The following is a 15,436-nucleotide window of genomic DNA, read 5'->3' as shown; positions in this document are numbered from 1 at the left end:
TTTTCGGGTCAGCGGTCGGCCGGATGTGCCGGTGCGCGGTTTTCGAGGACATCTATGACCGCCTGCGCGGCTGCCAGGCCGGCCCGGGTCCGAGCCTGGATGGTTTGTCCGGCGAGGTGGGAGGTGATGAGTATGTTGTCCAGGCCTCGAAGCGGGCTGTCGCTGGGGAGGGGTTCGCTTTGGAGCACGTCCAGCGCAGCCCCGGCGATGGTGCCGTCCCGAAGTGCCTTGGCCAAGGCACTCTCGTCCACGAGTGAGCCCCGGGCCGTGTTGATGAGGACGGCGGTGGGCTTCATCGCTTCCAGCCGGGTGGCGTCGATGAGCGGGCCGGTGTGCTGGCCTGCCCGCGTGTGCAAGGAGAGGTAGTCAGCGCCGCGGATGACGGTGTCGAGATCGGCGAACTGTATGGCGGTGTTGTCGGGGTCGGGGTGGCGGGTGCTGACCAGGACATTCATGCCCAGTGCGACACCCAGGTTTGCGGTAGCGCGCCCGCTCGGGCCGTAGCCGATGATGCCGAGGGTGGAGCCCCGCAGTTCGTGGCCGGCTTCGCGGGGCCAGTCCTCTTGGCGGACGGCGGTGGTGACCTCGGAGAGGCGGCGCGCCGCCATGATGATCAGTCCGATGGTGAGTTCGGCGACTGAGTGGTGGTTGGTCCCGGGAGCGTTGCAGACCCTGATTCCCTGTGCGGTCGCGGCCTGGATGTCGATGGAGTCGTACCCGACCCCGCTGCGGGCGATGACTTTGAGCGCCGCGGCCTGTGCGAGCATGTCGGCAGTGACCGGTTCGCTGGCGAGGATGGCGCCGGAGACGCCGTCGAACAGCGCGCGTCGTTCCTCCGGGGCCCGTGGCCCCTGCGAGGGTGAGTAGACCGGTTCCAGACCATGGTCGCGCAGTAACTGGTCCACGGCATCTCCTTCGTGGAGGTAATCAGTGGTGATCAGTATGCGGAGGGCCATGGTGTGTTGTTCCTCGTCAGGTGGGATGCGGGTAGTTTTTGCGGACGGTGGTCCACGCGGGTCAGGGCCGCCGCGGATTGCGCAGCGGCCCTGACGGTTGTTTCCGGGTGTTAGTGGGCGTCGACTTTGTCGGCTTCCACGGGTTCCGGAGTGCGGACCTGATTTTCGTTCTTCTTATTTCCTGCGGCGTGCAGGGCCTTCCGGGCCTGCTCGGGATCGAAGTCCTTTTCCCATTTACCGATGACGACGGCGGCCATCGCGTTTCCGAGGACGTTGATGAACACCCGGCCCTCGTTCAGGAGGCGGTCGATGCCGACGATGAGGGCGAGGGCAGCGAGCGGGATGCCGCCCACGGAACTAAGGGTGCTGGCCAGGACGATGAACGCGCCACCGGCGATACCGGCGGTGCCCTTGCTGGTGAGCATCATGACGCCGACCATGACCAGTTGCTGTTCCCAGGAGAGGTCCATGCCGACGGCCTGGGCCAGGAACACTGAGGCCATGGTGAGGTAGACGGCGGATCCATCGAGGTTGAAGGAGAACCCGGAGGGGATAACGATGCCGACAGTGGACTTGCCCACGCCCATGTTTTCGAGTTTCTTGATCAGCTGCGGCAGGACAGCCTCGCTGGAGCAGGTGCTCAGGGCGATCAGGAGCTCGGCCTTGAAGTAGCGCATGACGGTGAAGATGTTCATTCCGCAGGCGCGGGCGATCGTGCCGAGGATGACGAGGACGTAGACGATGCAGGTGGCGGTGAACAGCAGGACGAGGATGCCCAGTTGCTGCAGGCTTTGGGTGCCGTAGTTTGCCACGACGGCGGCCAGGGCACCGAAGGTGCCGATCGGGGCAAGGCGCATGACCCAGCCGACGATCTTGAAGATCACCACGGAGAGGGCCTGGATGCCTTTGGTGAGGAATTTCCCGGATTCTCCGGAGACGTTCATCGCGGCGCCGAACAGGATGGAGACCATGAGGGCGGCGATGATCGTGTGGCCGGTCAGGGCGCCGAACAGGGATTCGGGGATGATGTTGTTGACGAATTCGAGGCCGTTGAAGCCTTTGCCGGCGGCGGCGGGGACCTTGCTGGCGTCCAGCTTGTCCGGGTCGATGTTCATACCTGCGCCAGGTTTGAAGACGTTGGCGACCACCAGGCCGATAAGCATGGATACGAGGGAGAGGACGACGAAGTACCCGAGCGCCTTCACTCCGATGCGGCCGGCCTTGCGCAGGCTGTCCATGGATGCGATTCCCAGGGAAACGACGCAGAACACCACGGGGATGACGATCATTTTCACGAGGGCTATGAACCAGTCGCTGAGCGGTGTGAGCTGCTTGCCGACCGAGGGCAGGAGGAAGCCGACGGCGATGCCCAGGACGGCGCCCAGGACGACTTGGAACCAGAGTTCGCGCAGCAGGCGCCCGAACCTGGAGCGCTGCCGCGGCGGGGAGGAATGCTGCGGGTTCTTAACAGTGTGGGACGACATCTAGGGTGCTCCTTTGCACGTCAGACTTGGGGTGGGAAGAAAGGTGCGGTCCCGGGCAGTGGTGCTGCCCGGGACCGGGCACGAACAGCTGGTCTTACTCGTGCAGCCCGCGCAGGACCTTGTAGAACTCGGCCTTGCCTTCCAGGCCGATACCGGGAAGGTCGCCGGGGGCTACGCGGCTGTTGACGATGACAGCGTCGTCGGTGAAGCCGCCGGTGGGCTGGAACTCACCGGGGTAGGACTCGTTGCCGCCGAGTTTGAGGGCGGCGGCAATGTGCAGGGAGAACTGGTGTCCGCCGTGCGGGATGCAGCGGCGCGAGGACCAGCCGTGCTGGGCGAGCATGTCCTGGATCCGGCGGTATTCGGTAAGGCCGTAACTGAGGGCTGGGTCGACCTGAATGAAGTCGCGGTCCGGGCGCATGCCGCCGTAGCGGATCAGGTTTCGGGCGTCCTGGAGGGAGAACAGGTTCTCTCCGGTGGCGATCGGGTTCCGGTAGTGCTCGGAGAGGGTGGCGTTCAGGGCGTAGTCCAGCGGGTCACCGACTTCCTCGTACCAGAACAGCCCGTACTGGTCGATCGCCTTGCCGTATTCAAGGGCTGTTTCCAGGTCGAACTTGCCGTTGACGTCGACCATGAGGCGGGAGCCGTCGCCGTCGAGGACCTCGAGGACAGCTTCGATGCGGCGGAGGTCTTCGGCGAGGTCGGCGCCGCCAATCTTCATCTTGACAACGTCATAGCCCTTGGCCAGGAAGCCCCGCATTTCGTTCTGCAGGTCCTCGAGGCTCTTGCCGGGCGCGTAGTAACCGCCGGCGGCGTAGACAAAGACGTCCTTGTCCGGGTTGCCGTCGCCGTAGTGGTCCGAAATCCAGCGGTAGAGCGGCACGCCGGCGATTTTGGCGGCGAGATCGTGCAGGGCCATGTCTGCAACGCCGACGGCTACCGAGCGTTCACCGTGGCCGCCGGGCTTTTCGTTGGACATCATCAGGTCCCACGCCTTCTCCGGCGAGAGGCCGCCGTCGTCATCAAGAAGGTCCTCCGACGGTGCGTCGAGCAGGCGGGGGAGAATGCGCTCTTCCAGGATGGCAGTCGCGTTGTAGCGGCCGTTGGAGTTGAATCCATAGCCGACCAGGGGCTTTCCGTCGACGAAAACATCGCTGACCAGCGCAATGATGGTGCAGTCCATCTTGGTGAAGTCGATGAAGGCATTGCGGATCGACGAACTGATGGGAATGGTGCCTACATGGGCGGAAACGATTTTCATCTTTGAATCTCTCTTCACTGGGATCTTATTTCTTATAAGACTGAGGGCTAAACGTTGTTCCTCTTAAAGGGAGGGAGTGGCGCTGAGCGAATATCTTATAAGACCTTGGCTCAAGCGTAGAGGATCAGTGACGGGCAGCACAAGCTATCAGCCCGGATTTCTTATAAGATGTTGCACGCGAGGAAGTGGGACGCCACTTCCCCATGAGAGAAGCGGAGCAGCGATGGACACCACCAACGTCTTTTCGAGTAAAGGCAGTCTGGCGTACAGCGAACTTCGCCAACTGATCCTTTCCGGGAGCCTGGCCCCGGGGTCGCGCATCTCCCAGTACGAACTCGCTGACAACATGCAGATGAGCATCACCCCCCTGCGCGAAGCGATCCGCCGGCTCTCCAGTGAGGGCCTTATCATCATGGACACCCACCGCGACTCCCGCGTGGCTGACATGAGCGCCGCCGAGGCTCGCGAACTGCTGGAGGTCCGTCTGTCGCTGGAACCATCAGCGACCGAACTGGCCGCATACCGCCGGACCGACGCTGACATTGAGGCCATCCGGATAGCTGCGGAAAAGCTGCTGCCGGTCACTCGGGTCTGGGGCGAGGACGCCATCACCGCCCACCGCGACTTCCACCGCGCCGTTTACAGCGCGTCCCACAACACCACGATGATCAAGCTCCTTGATGACCTGTGGGACAAGTCCGACCGCTACCGGCGTATCGGGCTCGAGCTGCCGTCCGGCGATGAGCCCCGGACGATTGACCTGAACCAGCACCACCAGATCCTTGAACTCATCGTTGCCCAGGACGGGACGCGCGCAGCTGAACTTGCCAGGGTTCACATCGCCCACAGCCTCACAGCTGCAGCGACGGGAGCCTTGGAAGACCGCGAGAACGATCAGTCGCCGGCCCTGAACAGGACCGCCTAGTCTCACGGCGGCCACCTCCGTTCGAGTGTCATTTCGGCACGGCAATCCCGACGTCGGCACCCGGGGTGGGTGGCGACGTCGGGATTGGGTATGTGCGGCCTGCGGTGAAAGGCGGGCATGCCGGCACAGGCTGCGGAGCGTCAGGCCAGCAAAGCGCGGGTGTGGTCGTTGAGGAACATGCCCCGCGGATCGAACTCGCGCCGGACCTGGATGAAGGTATCCAGCCCGGGGTAGAGGCGCTCCAGCCGCCTCCTGGTCATGAAGTGGATTTTCCCCCAGTGTGCCCGAGGTTCGAACTCCTGCAGGACAGCGTCGGCATCACGAAAGAACTGCCAGTAGTCGGTGCCGGGCTCGGTGGTCAGGGTGACCACTGTGCTGTCGCGTCCCTGGAACTGGGACATGTAGGCGTCGTCAGCTTTCACCCAGCGGACCTCCACGGGGTACTTCTGGTCCGGATGTTTGGTCCGGATCAGGTCTTGAACGGCCTCGACGGCGGCCAGGCCGTCCTCGCTGCGGACGAAGTACTCAAGTTCGTGGAACTGGGTGGTGAAGCCGCCGGGATAGATCCGGTACGAGCGGTCCAGCCGGGCACCTTCAATGCCTGAAGTCTGGCGTTCGTCCTGGACGTCCACGATGTTGTACTTCTTGGTGTAGCTCCGGCCTCCCATGCCGTACTTCGGCGAACCCGGCAGATCCAGAAGCCCGCACGAGTCATCATCCGGGCACCAGAGGAACGAATAGTGCCGGTTCGAGTCAATGTCGGACTGCCAGGTTCCGGCGGTCTCCGCCCAGGTGGGATAGGTGATCTCTTCCTGCAGGTAGTACTTGTCCTCGACCGCCAGTTCGACCTCAAGGAAGATGCCCAGGGTGCCCAGGGCCACCTGTGCAGCCCAGAGCTCGCGGAGCTGGCCTTCGCCGATTTCCACAATGTCGCCGTAACCGTTGATCAGCTTCACCCAGCGAAGACTGGACGAAAAGCTGCCGAGGTTCTTTCCGGAGCCGTGAGTGCTGGTGGCCAGGGCGCCGGCGATCTGCTGCTTGTCGATGTCCCCCTGGTTACCCAAGGCCAGTCCCTGTTCCCACAAGGCATCACCGAAGGCGTTGATGGTAGTTCCGGCCAAGGCCCTCGCACGACGCCCCACCCGGTCTGTACCGGTGATCGCCGACAAACCGGACATATCCATCAGCACTCCGCCCGTTTGGACCAGGGGGGAAGACGAGTGCCCCGAACCGACCGCCCGGACAGGCAGGCCCTCGCGGATGGCGAAGCGGACGGCGTCGAGCGCTTCTTGTTCATTCCGGGGCCGCACGGTGAAGGCGGGGGTGGCGCTCTGGTTACCGCCCCAGTTGGTCCAGGTGGCGTCCGTGCTGAAAGGGGCTGTGGGGGTGGCTGTGGCCGGTATTCCCACTGCGGGAAGGTGCGTGGTCATGGTGAAAGCTCCGTTGCTTGTCCGGTGGTCATGCGCCGTGGTTGATCATGACGTGCTTGGTGCGCGAGTAGTCATCCAGGGCATAGAGCGACAGGTCGCGGCCGTAACCGGATCCCTTGAATCCGCCCCACGGTACCTCGCATGCCAGGACCAGGTGTGCATTGACCCAGACGGTGCCAAACTCGAGTTGCTTTGGTATCCGCAGTGAGAGGCTGGAATCGCGGGTCCACACCGAGGCGGAAAGGCCGTAGGGGCTTTCGTTGGCACGGCTCACTGCTTCTTCCGTGCTGGAGAACGTCTCCACGGTGACCACCGGCCCGAAAATCTCGTGGGTAGCGATGGGTGCCCCGGATGGAACGTCTGTGATGACGGTCGGTTCAATGAAGTAACCCGTGCCTTGCAGTACGGAACCGCCAACGGCGATGGTCAGGCCGGCCGCTTTGGCTTCTTCCAGGGATTCCTTGACGCGCTCGAAGTGGGGGCGGGAGATCATGGGGCCGATTTCCACGTCGTCGCCGGCATCCGGTGCCCCGATGACCAGCGTGCTGACCTCACGCACCAGGTGTTCGGTAAATTCTTCGGCCACTGACTCGTGCACCAACACGCGGCAGGCGGCACCGCAGTCCTGGCCGGCGTTCCAGAAGCCGGCGTTCCGCACGCCGACGGCGGCGGCGCGGAGGTCGGCGTCGGGGAAGACCAACACAGGGGCCTTGCCACCGAGCTCCAGGTGGACGCGTTTCACGGACCGTGCTGCAGTTTCGGCCACCGCCTGGCCGCTGACAACACTGCCGGTGAGGGCGATCAGGGCGATGTCAGGATGCTCGGAAAGCCGCTGCCCGACGGTCCGGCCACGGCCGGTGACCACATTGAGGATGCCGTCCGGAATGCGTCCGGCCAGAACTTCCACCAGCTTCAGCGTGGACAACGGGGTTTGCTCGGAGGGTTTGATGACGATGCTGTTGCCGGCGGCGAGGATGGGGGCGATCTTCCACGCCGCCATCAGCAGCGGGTAGTTCCACGGAGTAATGACGCCGACAACCCCCACGGGTTCGCGGAGAATCACGGATGTGTGGTCCGTGGCGTAGTCACCGCCGGCCATGGAGGTCAGGGTGCGTGACGCGCCGGCCATGAAGCGGAAGGTGTCGATGGTGCTGGAGACATCGTCCTCGGACACGGCCTGCGGCTTGCCGGTGTTGGCGGACTCGATGGCCTCGAACGCTTCCCGGTTCTCCTCGATGATGTTCGCGATGAGGTTCAGGACATCCGCGCGTTCCTTCGGCGTGGTGGCACCCCAGGTCTTTTGGGCTGCGACGGCGGCGGCAACAGCGACGTCCACATCATCGGCCGTGCCGGCCTGCACGGAGGTGATGATGGCCTCGGTGGTGGGATCCACGACGTCGATGCACTCTCCCGAGGAGCCCGGGACGAAGGATCCGTTGATGAAGTGCCCCGCCGGAGGCAGCGGCAGTTGCAGGGGGAGGGGCAGGACGCTCGTGTCAGCGGGGGAGCGCCGGACGGTGAAGTGTTCGGTCTGGGTGGCAGTCATGATCATTCGCTTTCAGATGAGGTCTGGGGTGAGTGCAGCGGCGGGAAAGGGTGCGGCTTCGGTCTTCTTCCGGAAGACACGGGCCGCCACGTAGTAGAGCGGGGCAACAACCACGAGCCCGACAATCCAGGAGATGTCCACACCGCCCAAGGCAGCCGCCAGCGGGCCTGTGTAGAGTGCGGTTGCCGAGAAGGGAACCTGGATCAGGGCGCCTGCCAGGTAGGAGCCGATGGCGACCCAATTGAACCGCCCGTACACGCCGCCGTCGCGCTTGAAGAAGTCTTCAACCCGGTACTCGCCGTGCCGCAGGAGGTAGTAGTCCACAAGGTTGATGGCCGTCCACGGGACCAGGACGTACATCAGGAAGGACAGGAAGTTCGTATAGAAGAGGATGAAGTTGTCGCGGGCAAAGAGGGCGATGGAGACGGCGACCACGAAGAGGACGACCGCCGCGATGCTGCGGGTCTTGGCGCGTGGCAGCCAGGAGGGCCTGAAGGTCTGGCCGATGGTGAGGGTGCACAGGACGCCGCAGTACAGGTTCATGGCGTTCGAGGCAGCGACGCCCAGGCAGAAGATGCCCACGATGATCAGGGTCCAGGGCTGGAGTAATGCGCCCAGGCTGCCGACGATTTCGACGTCGCCGGTGCTCATGGAGACGGCGAGCGTGCCCACGAGGGCGCCAAGGATCATGGGGAACAGGGTTCCCAGGACGCAGCCTGAGTAGGAAGCCCAGAACGCCGGAGCGGAACCCGTGCCTTGCGGCATGTAGCGGGAGTAATCGGAGACGTAGGGTGCGTAGGCCAGCTGCCACAGGGCCGAGACGGAGATGGTCCCCATGAAGCCGACCCAGTTGAAGTCACCCGTCTCCAGGAAATTGCCGGGCAGTCCGTGGACCACCAGGATCCAGCCGAATGCCAGGAGCAGCGCCAGGCCGGCCGCGACGCTGAGGACACGGGCATAAGCGTGAATGAGGCGGTAGCCAAAAATTGTCGCGATAACGCTGACCACGCCAATGATGATGATGCCCGCGTCCACACTGATGCCGGGGCTGACGGCGGCCATTGCTTCGCCGCCAAAGACCAGGTTTGCCGCGAAGAAGCCGACGTACATGACGACCACAATCACCACGATCAGTAGCGCCCCGAAGGAGCCGAACTGGCCGCGCGTCTGGATCATCTGTGCCACGCCCAGTTGCGGGCCCTGGGCTGAGTGCAGCGCCATGAAGATGCCACCCACCACGTTGCCGATGATGATGCCCGCGACCGCGGGCACAAAGCCCAGTCCGAACACCGTGGTGGCGAGGCCGCCGGTCACGATGGTCATGATCATGATGTTGGAGCCGAACCAGATGGTAAACAGGTCCCGTGCCTTGCCGTGGCGTTCGTTGGCCGGGATGGGCTGGATGGTCTTGTCTTCCAGCCGGGGTACTTCTGCAATCGGCGTGCTCATGACGCGCTCCGGGCGGCTGACTCGAGTTCGCGTACCCCGGTGGCCTTGCTGCGGTTAACCATCAATGCCAGCAGGTCGAAGACCAGGGTGGCCGCGGCCACCGTGGTGATATCCGCATGGTCGTAGGCCGGGGCTACCTCCACGACGTCGGCGCCCACAATGTTGATGCCGTCCAGTCCGCGGAGCAGGGCCAGGAGTTCGCGGGAGTGGAGCCCGCCCATCTCCGGCGTGCCGGTGCCTGGCGCGTAGGCGGGATCCAAAACGTCGATGTCGATGGAGACGTACACCGGGGTGTCGCCGAGCCGCTCCTTCACTTGGGCGATGGCCGCCGGAACACCTATGACGTCCAGGTCTGAGCAACGGATGATCTGGAACCCGAACTCGTGGTCCCTGAGGAAATCGTTGCGGTCGTACACCGGCCCGCGGATACCCACGTGCATGGACTTGTCCTCCACCAGCAAGCCTTCCTCGAAGGCGCGGCGGAAGATGGTGCCGTGGGTGATGGGCTGGTCGAAGTACGTGTCCCATGTATCCAGGTGGGCGTCGAAGTGCAGCAAGGCCACCGGCCCGTGGACTTTGTTCAACACCCGCAGCATGGGAAGGGCGATGGTGTGGTCGCCCCCGATCGAGATCAGCCGCTTGTCCGCGCTGATCAGGGGAAGTGCCTGTTCCTCAATTTCGCGGACGGCCCGGGCGATGTCGTACGGTGTGCAGGCGATGTCGCCGGCGTCCACTACCTGTGCCTCGTACACGGGCTCAACATCCAGTTCAGGGTGGTAGCCGGGGCGGAGCAGCCGGGAGGCTTCGCGGACAGCGGCAGGACCGAAACGGGCCCCTGGCCGGAAGGACGTTCCGCCGTCGAACGGCACGCCGACAATGGCGATGTCATAGTCCGGGACACGGTCGATTTGGGGGAGCCTGGCGAAGGTTCCCAAGCCCGCGTAGCGGGGTACTTTGGTTGCGTCCACGGGGCCAATGGGCTGATGCGTAGTCATGGCTGGATCCTTCGGTAGCTGGGTGCTCGCCGTTGAGCGGGAAGTGCATACCTCAATTCTTGGTGACCCGGATCACTCCGGATAGCGGTACATTGACTACAAATGGCCGAGACGCTTAGACGAATGTCTAAAAGGTTCAGAAGCCCCGCCCAAGGCAAGGAGACACAGGGATGGCTATCACCGTCGCCGAACTCGTGGCCGAACCGCAGCTCGGCCTGACACTCCTCGCCGGGGCTGACGGGACAAACAACCGGATCACGTGGGCCCACACCTCGGATCTGCCCAGGCTCTGGGAATGGGTCACGGGCGGTGAGCTCATGATGACCAACGGGCTCTCCATTCCAGCGGATGCAGCGGGCCAGGTTGCGCTCGCCGAAGCCCTGGTGGATTCCGGGGCAAGCGCCCTGGCGATCGGCGAGAAGATGCACGCGCCGCCGCTGAGGGCCGAATTCATCGAGGCGTGCAACAAACTTCCACTGCCACTGATCAGCATTCCCTACCCCCTTCCGTTCATTGCCATTGCCCGGTCGGTAGCCGAGTCGTCGCTGCTGGAGGAATCACGCCGGCTGCGCCAGACGGCGCGGGTCTACGACCTTCTCCGCACCGCGGGCGCGTCCGAGGACCACTGGCAGAGCCTCGTCCTGAGGCTTGCCACGGAGTTGGATGCGGAGCTGTTTGTGGTGGACCGCCGGTGCCTCCACTCCTGGCACCCTGACGGGAAGCCCCTCCCGGGATTCCTGGCGGAAGAGTGGTCCCCGCACCCTGGCCAGGTGTCTGTTGCGGGCAAGAATTTCCAGTGGCACAGGGTCAGGGGCAGGCATGTCCTGACCATGGACATTCCCACGCACGCCAATGCGCTCATGGTGGTGCTTCCCCTTAACGAACCGCACCCTGACGCCGTCGTCCTTCTTCACGCCGCAACCGTGCTGGGGCTTCAGCTGGCCCGCGTTGTCCTTTCGCTGGAGGGCAGGCACCGGCTGGCCGGCGAGTTCCTGCTGCAGGCCCTCGACGGCCGGCTGGGGAGCGCTGAAATGGAACGCCGGCTGGCGGCCTTCGAGGTTCCGGCCCAGGATTTTGTGGTCGCCTCACTGTCAGCGGACGACGGCGACGGGCTGGCGAACGTCCATATCGAACTGTGGCGGCACGGAGTTTCTGCGGCCTCCTTGCGGCGGAACAACCGCCTGCATGTGGTGGTCGCCGCCGATGTGGCGGATGAGCTGCTGATCCACTGTGCCAGCCCCGAAACCACCATCGGGATCAGTTCGGCGGCAACGGTTGCAGGCCTGCATCATGCCCTGCAGGAGTCGCTGTGGGCCCTGGGGTCGGCCAGGGCGAACAAGCTTCGGCTGGCCCGGTACGCGGAAGGCCCCAGCTGGCTGGGTTTGACGGGAGTCGAGGAGGGCGCGGCTTTGGTGCGCCGCCTCCTGGGCCCAATTTTCGACTATGAGCAAAGCCAGGACGGCGACTTGATGGTCACATTGAAGGCTTATCTGGACCTGCAGCGCTCCTGGCAAAAAACGGCCGCCGCTTTGTTCACACACCGCCAAACCATCATTTACCGGATCCGTAAAGTCGGCGAGCTGACGGGCCTGGACATGAGTGAAACGTCCACGCTCGCGCAGCTGTGGCTGGCGCTCCAGATCCACGAAGCGATGCATTCCTGACTGAACCTACATTATGGCGCTGGCTCCGCCGTCGACGACGAGATGGGACCCGGTGACCCATCGCGCCTCGTCGGACGCCAGGTAGAGGCCGGCATAGGCGACGGCGAGAGGGTCCCCGGCCTTACAGTCGATCGTGCGCTCAATAATTGGGGCGACCGGTGCGTTCTCCCCGAATTCTTCCAACATCGCCAGTACAGGAGGAGTGGCCATCACGCCAGGGCTCACGCAGTTGACCCGAACGCCGACGGCTACACCCTCCGCGGCAAGCTGCCGGGTCAGGGCGATGACGGCGCCCTTCGCCGCAGAATGTGCAGCCTGCGGCAGGGCGCGGGCGCCCAGGATCCCGGCACCCGAACCAATGTTAACGATCGCGCCGCCGGAGGCGGCCAGGTGCGGCCAGGCGCTTTGGCATGCGTGCCACACGAGGTCGAGTTCGTTCTGCAGGGTGAACCGGTAATCCTCGCCGCTCATCTGCGCGAACGGTGCGAATCTCGGCTTGCTGGCGTTGTTGTAGAGCACATCGATGCGGCCGTGGCGCTCAATCGCATCCCGGATCCAGCCATCGATGTCCTCCCGGTTGCCCAGGTCCACGGGCGCGCTTGATTCGATGATGCCTCCCTCGTGCTCTACCAGGCGGACCGTCTCCGCAGCTCCCTCGGCATCAAGGTCACAGCCGACGACGGTTGCACCTTCGCGGGCGAACAGCCGGGCAGTCACTCGTCCCATTCCGCCCCCGATCCCCGTCAGCAGGACGATTTTTCCCTCCAGGCGACCACTGGCCATGGTTCCTTCTCCGTTCCCCTCGATTGATGTAGTGCGCTCATGCAATCACGGCGTTCAGGGGCCAGGGATGCCCCGTGCGCGATGGTGCAGTCCGTGCACGCTGCTGTGCGCGGACTGCACTATCAGGCCCTAAATCCGCAGCCCGGGGATCGGAAGGCACAGGATGAGCAGCACGTGTTACAAGACACAGCCACATCAAAGGAGATGCTGAAGATGACTATTACCCCTGAGACGACGCTCCGCCCCCTTCCGCCCGGCGTCACTGAAAGGGACCTCGAGAAAGCCCTCGACGCGTTCGCCGCTGCTGTCGGCGACGCTAAGGTGGCCAGCGATGCCGAATCCCTTCAGGACTTCCAGGATCCGTTCCAGGTTCCCGGTTCTGCTAAGAATCTCCCGTGTGCTGTCATCAGCCCGACGAGTACCGAAGACGTCCAGGCGGTAGTTCGGATCGCCAACGAATACCGCATCCCGTTATGGCCCATCAGCCGCGGCAAGAACAACGGCTACGGGGGCGCTGCGCCGCAGGTGCGCGGTTCGGTGATGCTTTCCTTCCGGAACATGAACCGCGTGCTGGAGATTAATGAGGAGCTCGGTTACGCGATTGTGGAGCCCGGCGTGAGTTGGTACGACCTGCACGATGCCATTAAGGCCGGTGGGCACAACCTGGTGGCTTCCATCGTCGATATCGGCTGGGGAGGGGTCGTTTCGAACACTCTTGAACACGGACTCACTTATATGCCGTACTCGATCGACCAGGCCTCCCACTGCGGGTTCGAAGTGGTGCTTCCGAACGGTGAGCTGATGCGCACCGGCTCGGGCGCGATGGACAACAACCCCACCTGGCCACTGTACAAACGCGGGCTCGGCCCCACCTCCACAGAAATGTTCATGCAGTCCAACTACGGCATTGTCACCAAAATGGGCTACTGGCTGATGCCCAAGCCCGAGGTATACATGCCGCTGTGGCTGCGCGTCTGGGACGAAGAACGGATGCCGGCCGTTGTTGATGCGCTGCGTGAGCTCATGCTCGACGGCACCATTGACATGCGCCCCCAGTTGTCCAACACGCTGTGCATGGCGTCGATGCTCACCACCCGCGCCGAGTGGTACACGGGCGACGGCCCGCTGCCCGAGGAAGTCATCGACAAGATCGCGAAGGAGATGGGCCTCGGCCGCTGGATGATGCGCTTCGCGCTCTACGGCGATGAGGCTGTGGTGGATCACAACTTCGCCAAGCTCGAGGCCCGCTTCCTGCAGATCCCCGGCGTGGACCTCGCGGGCCAAAAGCATGGCGCCGATGCGTGGGAGACGCTGCCGAACCCGCACGAGCGGGTGCAGATCGGGGTTCCAAGCCAGGACTTGTACAAGATGGCAGGCTGGTCAGGCGGCGAGGACGGCGGGCACGTCGACTTCTCGCCGGTCATCCCGCTCACCGCCCAGCACGCCGTGGCCGCGCAGAAGCTGATGAAAGAGATGTGTGCCGCGGAGGGCCTTGATTTCCTGGGTGGCATGCTCCCCATCAATGCCCGTTCAACCACCTTCATCAACGTGATCGCCTTTGACACGAAGAACCCGGAACAGGTCGACAAGGCCTATGCCCTGGCCAGACGGATGGTTGCCGAGGCGGGCAAGCGCGGCTACGGCGAATACCGGGCGCACTTGAGCTTTATGGACCTGGCAGCCGAACAGTTCGGCTTCAACAACCACGCGCTGCGGCGCTTCAATGAAACGATCAAGGACACGCTGGATCCGAACGGGATCATCGCCCCGGGCAAGTCCGGGATTTGGGGCACCCGCCTGCGGCAGGCAGGTTTTCCGCAGGCCTAGCACCTCATCGTGAGGCCCGCCCCCTCGGACGGGCGGGCCTCGCGTAACCAACCATTGCCCACGAACTTCCGTTGACGGCCCGGGCAGCGCCTCCGTCATTGTTGGCGGGGACCAATCCGGCAGTTATCCCGCCATCCCCGGCATGTCCCTGGCCGCGCTCGGAGGGCAACCATGGACTTCCCGGAAGGCCCTGCTAAAGCTTGCAGGGTTGCGGTATCCCCACCTCGCCGCGACTGTCGCGATCGTCAATTCGGGGTGCTGCCGCAACTCGTCCACAGCCCCCTCGAACCTCCGTTCGCGGATCCAGGCCGAGACGCTTTTGCCGGCGTCCGTGAAAATTTTGTGGACGTAGCGCGTGGAGACGTAGTGGGCCTGCGCGATGCGCTCCGGCCCGAGTTCCGGTTCGTGCAGGTGGTCCATCGCGTAACGCTGCATCCGGACAAGCAGCGCCTCGGCGCGTGAACGCGGACTGGCGGACTCCTGCCCGCCGTACATGCTCCGAAGCAAGGGCAGCAGCATCTGTGCAGCGCCTTCCCCGTCAGCAATGGAGAGCCCGCCGCCGCTCATGGCGGTCCGGGCCAGCTGCGCAAGGAAAGGGGTGGCCGACCCCGCGAGGCGTCCCCGGCCCGCGTCCACCTTTGTTGCGGAATGCCGGGCGATGGGGATTGCCTGCCCGCCGATGAACCATTTGGGAATGCTGAAGACAAGCACCTCGAAGCTCGCCCGGCCCTCGAAAATAGAAGGCCGCGAGGTATCGTGGCACCCGATTTCTCCGGGGCGGAGGGCACAGCTGCGGTCGTCCTGTTCAATGTGGACCTCGCCCTTGGTCATCAGATACATCAGGATGCTTTCCGGATCGGCAGCAGCGATCATCCGGTCCGTGCGGGCTACGCGGTGCGCAAGTCCTTGGATAGACCGGATGCCAACCGGGCCGGCCTGCCCACTTGCCATCCGGGCGTCGAAAGACGGCGCCCCGACCGACTGGACGTACATCGGGAAGAAGCGTTCCGCGATCCCCGCTGACCAGTAGTCCCGGCGCTCGGCAGGAGGAACCGAGCGGGTATCCAAAATCTCTATACCCGGGGGAGATCCGGTCACGACCGCTCCTTGTAATCC

Annotated in this window: 12 protein-coding genes; 3 read left to right on the top strand and 9 right to left on the bottom strand. The window is 64.0% G+C overall.

Going from position 1 to position 15,436, the window contains the following annotated elements; translation table 11 throughout:
- Nucleotides 1–8: 8 nt before the first annotated feature.
- From FNL14_RS14060 to FNL14_RS14050, 3 genes are all read right to left on the bottom strand, one after another.
- Nucleotides 9–956 carry a phosphoglycerate dehydrogenase gene (locus FNL14_RS14060; protein ID WP_142061000.1) on the bottom strand — a complete coding sequence of 316 codons (948 nt, stop codon included), beginning with the start codon at nucleotides 954–956 and terminating at the stop codon, nucleotides 9–11.
- Nucleotides 957–1,066: 110 nt separating this feature from the next.
- Nucleotides 1,067–2,440: a cation:dicarboxylate symporter family transporter gene (locus tag FNL14_RS14055; protein WP_220126176.1), complete on the bottom strand. Its 1,374-nt coding sequence runs from the start codon at nucleotides 2,438–2,440 to the stop codon at nucleotides 1,067–1,069.
- A gap of 94 nt (nucleotides 2,441–2,534) precedes the next feature.
- Nucleotides 2,535–3,701 carry a mandelate racemase/muconate lactonizing enzyme family protein gene (locus FNL14_RS14050; protein ID WP_050055404.1) on the bottom strand — a complete coding sequence of 389 codons (1,167 nt, stop codon included), beginning with the start codon at nucleotides 3,699–3,701 and terminating at the stop codon, nucleotides 2,535–2,537.
- Nucleotides 3,702–3,924: 223 nt separating this feature from the next.
- Between FNL14_RS14050 and FNL14_RS14045 the strand changes: the two genes are divergently transcribed.
- Nucleotides 3,925–4,626 (top strand): GntR family transcriptional regulator, encoded by a 702-nt coding sequence (locus FNL14_RS14045; RefSeq protein WP_142060998.1) that lies wholly within the window; start codon nucleotides 3,925–3,927, stop codon nucleotides 4,624–4,626.
- Between the two features lie 140 nt (nucleotides 4,627–4,766).
- Here FNL14_RS14045 and FNL14_RS14040 read toward each other — a convergent pair whose 3' ends face one another.
- The 4 genes from FNL14_RS14040 to speB are packed head-to-tail and all read right to left on the bottom strand — an operon-like array spanning nucleotide 4,767 to nucleotide 10,046.
- Nucleotides 4,767–6,056, bottom strand: a complete 1,290-nt coding sequence (locus FNL14_RS14040) for a D-arabinono-1,4-lactone oxidase (protein ID WP_142060996.1) — start codon at nucleotides 6,054–6,056, stop codon at nucleotides 4,767–4,769.
- 28 nt (nucleotides 6,057–6,084) lie between these two features.
- Entirely contained in the window at nucleotides 6,085–7,602 is a 1,518-nt protein-coding gene (locus tag FNL14_RS14035) for an aminobutyraldehyde dehydrogenase (protein ID WP_255470842.1), read from the bottom strand.
- Nucleotides 7,603–7,614: 12 nt separating this feature from the next.
- Nucleotides 7,615–9,051, bottom strand: a complete 1,437-nt coding sequence (locus FNL14_RS14030; RefSeq protein ID WP_142060994.1) for a cytosine permease — start codon at nucleotides 9,049–9,051, stop codon at nucleotides 7,615–7,617.
- Nucleotides 9,048–10,046 (bottom strand): agmatinase, encoded by a 999-nt coding sequence (speB, locus tag FNL14_RS14025; protein ID WP_181762634.1) that lies wholly within the window; start codon nucleotides 10,044–10,046, stop codon nucleotides 9,048–9,050. Before speB ends, FNL14_RS14030 begins: the two co-directional genes overlap by 4 nt.
- Before the next feature lie 170 nt (nucleotides 10,047–10,216).
- Between speB and FNL14_RS14020 the strand changes: the two genes are divergently transcribed.
- The gene (locus FNL14_RS14020; protein ID WP_142060990.1) at nucleotides 10,217–11,710 is read left to right on the top strand and encodes a PucR family transcriptional regulator; all 1,494 of its coding nucleotides are present in this window, start codon (nucleotides 10,217–10,219) and stop codon (nucleotides 11,708–11,710) included.
- A 6-nt stretch (nucleotides 11,711–11,716) separates the two neighbouring features.
- On the opposite strand, the gene FNL14_RS14015 is transcribed toward FNL14_RS14020, so the two are convergent.
- Nucleotides 11,717–12,493 (bottom strand): SDR family NAD(P)-dependent oxidoreductase, encoded by a 777-nt coding sequence (locus FNL14_RS14015; RefSeq protein ID WP_142060988.1) that lies wholly within the window; start codon nucleotides 12,491–12,493, stop codon nucleotides 11,717–11,719.
- A 213-nt stretch (nucleotides 12,494–12,706) separates the two neighbouring features.
- Between FNL14_RS14015 and FNL14_RS14010 the strand changes: the two genes are divergently transcribed.
- On the top strand, nucleotides 12,707–14,320 hold the full coding sequence (locus FNL14_RS14010; RefSeq protein WP_181762633.1) for an FAD-binding oxidoreductase: 1,614 nt from the start codon (nucleotides 12,707–12,709) through the stop codon (nucleotides 14,318–14,320).
- 123 nt (nucleotides 14,321–14,443) lie between these two features.
- Here the strand turns inward: FNL14_RS14010 and FNL14_RS14005 are convergent, their stop codons facing one another.
- The gene (locus FNL14_RS14005; protein ID WP_181762632.1) at nucleotides 14,444–15,418 is read right to left on the bottom strand and encodes a helix-turn-helix domain-containing protein; all 975 of its coding nucleotides are present in this window, start codon (nucleotides 15,416–15,418) and stop codon (nucleotides 14,444–14,446) included.
- Nucleotides 15,419–15,436: the final 18 nt, after the last annotated feature.

This window comes from Pseudarthrobacter sp. B4EP4b (assembly GCF_006680095.1).
Lineage (GTDB): Bacteria > Actinomycetota > Actinomycetes > Actinomycetales > Micrococcaceae > Arthrobacter.
The sequence above is the reverse complement of the archived record's forward strand: the minus strand, read 5'-3'. Positions and strand labels throughout refer to the sequence as shown.